Source organism: Leptospira sp. B5-022, assembly GCF_000347035.1.
GTDB classification, from domain to species: Bacteria; Spirochaetota; Leptospiria; order Leptospirales; family Leptospiraceae; genus Leptospira_B; species Leptospira_B cinconiae.
The window spans coordinates 1-2933 of record NZ_ANIJ01000041.1; the positions used below are offsets into that span (position 1 = coordinate 1).

A 2933-nucleotide genomic window follows, 5' to 3' on the forward strand; every position below is an offset into this window, starting at 1 on the left:
TCGTCTTGCATGGCAAGTCTCGTGCCAAGTGCTTCGCACTCGCAAAACGTCGGAACACCTTGGTCGTTATGCGTAATTGCGCTTGAAATAATTTACTAAATACGTTAGCTGCTATATTTTTACCCATACATATTTTATGGAGGAGCGCAATGAGACTATTAAGAATAACGATCCTACTTATCTTACCATTGTTGGTTAGTATAGAATGCACTTGGCCGAAAGTCAGACAAGATGCTGACGGAACACTTCGTTATACGTACAAAAATGAACGTTTTTGCATCAAATCGCCTGAGTATACCGAATTTGAAAAGTCTGACATTGGTTTGAAAATTAAAGAGTATGTAGATATCCATAAAGCCATTGAGAATCGCTGGGAGAAAGTAAAGCAATTAGGCCCACAACTCAATCAGCTCGACTCAGCCTTTTTTGATCTTTGCAACGAATATGCACTTGATCATATTTCTTTAGAAGAGTATAGATCGAACAGAAAAGAATACGAAAAGCTTCGTAAAGACATTCTACGTGGCTCTACTCCAAACATTGAAATTGTCCAGGCAAGCTATGGACCAGCTTGTGGTAACGCATCTGGCAATCGCACTGAAATTGTTCGCTCAATTTGTTTGGGTAAAAAAACATGCGGCATACCCGTGAACAATGCGGCTTTAGCGCCCGATCCCTTTGAAAACTGCCCCAAGGACTTTCGGGTGTCCTGGCTTTGTGGTGCGGCATCTCATGAAGCCTCACATAGTGCTCAAGTCAACGAAGGCTATATCGTAACAGTAACTTGCGAATAATCCAGCGCAACTACGCATAACTTTCGAGTTGGCGTTACGCTTCGGGATCACTTCGTGACCCTCGCTTCAGGCTCCGCCACATTTCGCTTTGTCACTCGTCTTGCAGTGGCAAGTCTCGCGCCAAGTGCTTCGCACTCGCGAAACGTCGCCAACCCTTGGTCGTTAAGCGCCATGCTTGTTAAAATAACGAAAAAATAAAATACGATGAATCATTCAGAATTTATTAATTTTACTAGACAAGTACTATTAAGTTGGACGCAAGCCTTTGATTTAGCTGAGTCTGCTAGAAAAATGTTAGATCCTAGATGTACTGGCGATACCAATAAAGCATGGGCTGAGGGGCCTTTTTTGACAAGTCCGGCAGATTTTCCCGAGATAGTCCATAGCCATCCGTATGTATTGAGAACAAGCCTGTATAGTAGCAAAGCAGCAGAGTTGATAATGGGGAGAAATCCACCAAAAGAAGAAAATGGTGGTGTTAAAATTCCTTATCAATCCTATGACCCGGAAGTTGTGATAGCTCACTCGATGATTATTTTGACATATTCTGCTTTAGAGGAGTATGAGTTTTCAAATATCAGCGAAGCCATACTAAGTAACGTTGAATCCTTTGATAATGAAAAATTCAATTTGCGAGATTTTAAAGACAAAGGGCTTGAGCGACTTAAAAAAGGAAGAGCCGAATACCATTTCAAACAATATAAGAGTCAGCCTGTTAAAACAAGAATCTGTGATTGGCAGAAATTCAATATTGCTCAGTTGGAAGACAGAATGCAGAAGAAATACATCGAACTATCAGATTTTAGAAATAAAATGGCACATACTAACTCATTAAATGAGTCAAAAATCAAAACTGCAATAGAGTATTATTATTTTGCATATTCAATTAGCGTTAGAATGGCAGAAATATTTGCTGATGAAAGCGGATTACCATTGCTAAATGATGCGAAACTATTTACCGAAGAAGATGAAAAATTAATTTGGGATAAAGTTTTATTTGTTTCGCCTTGATATAATCAAGCACGGCGCTTAACTTTCGAGTTGGCGTTACGCTTCGGGCTCACTTCGTGACCCTCGCTCCAGGCTTCGCCACATTTCGCTTTGTCACTCGCCTTGCAGAGCAAGTCTCGCGCCAAGTGCTACGCACTCGCGAAACGTCGCCAACCCTTGGTCGTTAGACGAAATGACCGGAACTGTTTTCGATTATACAATTTATAGGATGAAAAATGTTTCCAAAGATCCGATTAATTTGCTTATTCTTTTTCTTCGTTATACTCAATTTCTATTATTGCAAAAAAGAGTCTAATTTAACTACAGAAGAATCGAGAACTATATTTGTTTCTGAATTTAAGGGAACTGATTTAAAATCGGAACCATCTTCAAATTCGGAGTCTATTGGCACTATTTCATACGGAGAGAAAGTCGAAGTTGTAGAGAAATTAGGCAATAAATGGATAAAGATCAGATGGAATAATAAAACAGGATGGATTGTAGAGGATAAGTCAGCAATTTTAATTGATTTTGAATCTATTGATGTTCCATATTCATTAAGAATACCTGAGACAAATCAATTTTGGATGATTGAACTTCATAATAAAAATAATAAGAAAATCCTAATTTCATCTGCGACTTTTGAAATTGTTGAGGCCTACAATAAGATTGAATTTGCTACTTCTGGAATTAATACTCCCATTTGGACAGATAAAAATGGAAACTTTGCTATAACTACAAAACCTATTAATGGGAAGTTTTTCGGTTTAAGAGGGAAAATATTTCATCAAGGAAAATTTTCTGAATGTGAGGGAAGTATGCCCTTTGAGGGTTTCCATGAAGTCTATAGTATCGTGGAAAATAAAATAGTTTTAGAAAGCTCTTTGAGATTTGCGGCAATGGGAGAGCCTTGCGACCTATAAGCGGTCACTTCGTCTAACTTTCGCCTCAGCCGCAGCGCTGCGGGATCGCTAAAGCGACCCTTGCTTGGCCTACGGCACATTTCGCTTTGTCACTCGTCTTGCAGAGCAAGCCTCGCGCCAAGTGCTACGCACTCGCGAAACGTCGGCTAGGCTTGGTCGTTAGGCGAAAGCGGTTAACAAATATTTTTGAACTGAAAATCTTTTGGGCTCAATTTATGGCATATTA

Annotated in this window: 3 protein-coding genes; all 3 read left to right on the plus strand. The window is 39.6% G+C overall.

Annotated elements, in window-relative coordinates:
- Nucleotides 1–149 precede the first annotated feature (149 nt).
- The 3 genes from LEP1GSC192_RS16140 (at nt 150) to LEP1GSC192_RS16150 (ending at nt 2707) form a co-directional block, all read left to right on the plus strand.
- Complete coding sequence (locus tag LEP1GSC192_RS16140; protein ID WP_020768746.1) at nt 150–794, plus strand: hypothetical protein; 645 nt, start codon at nt 150–152, stop codon at nt 792–794.
- A gap of 204 nt (nt 795–998) precedes the next feature.
- Nucleotides 999–1805: a hypothetical protein gene (locus LEP1GSC192_RS16145; protein ID WP_020771067.1), complete on the plus strand. Its 807-nt coding sequence runs from the start codon at nt 999–1001 to the stop codon at nt 1803–1805.
- Between the two features lie 215 nt (nt 1806–2020).
- A complete protein-coding gene (locus LEP1GSC192_RS16150; protein WP_020771068.1) occupies nt 2021–2707 on the plus strand; it encodes an SH3 domain-containing protein in 687 nt (228 codons plus the stop codon).
- Nucleotides 2708–2933 lie beyond the last annotated feature (226 nt).

What these genes read in the sequence shown, in the direction of transcription:
- LEP1GSC192_RS16150 (WP_020771068.1), top strand. Translation starts at nt 2,021, where the DNA reads ATGTTTCCAAAGATCCGATTAATTTGCTTATTCTTTTTCTTCGTTATA.
- LEP1GSC192_RS16145 (WP_020771067.1), top strand. Translation starts at nt 999, where the DNA reads ATGAATCATTCAGAATTTATTAATTTTACTAGACAAGTACTATTAAGT.
- LEP1GSC192_RS16140 (WP_020768746.1), top strand. Translation starts at nt 150, where the DNA reads ATGAGACTATTAAGAATAACGATCCTACTTATCTTACCATTGTTGGTT.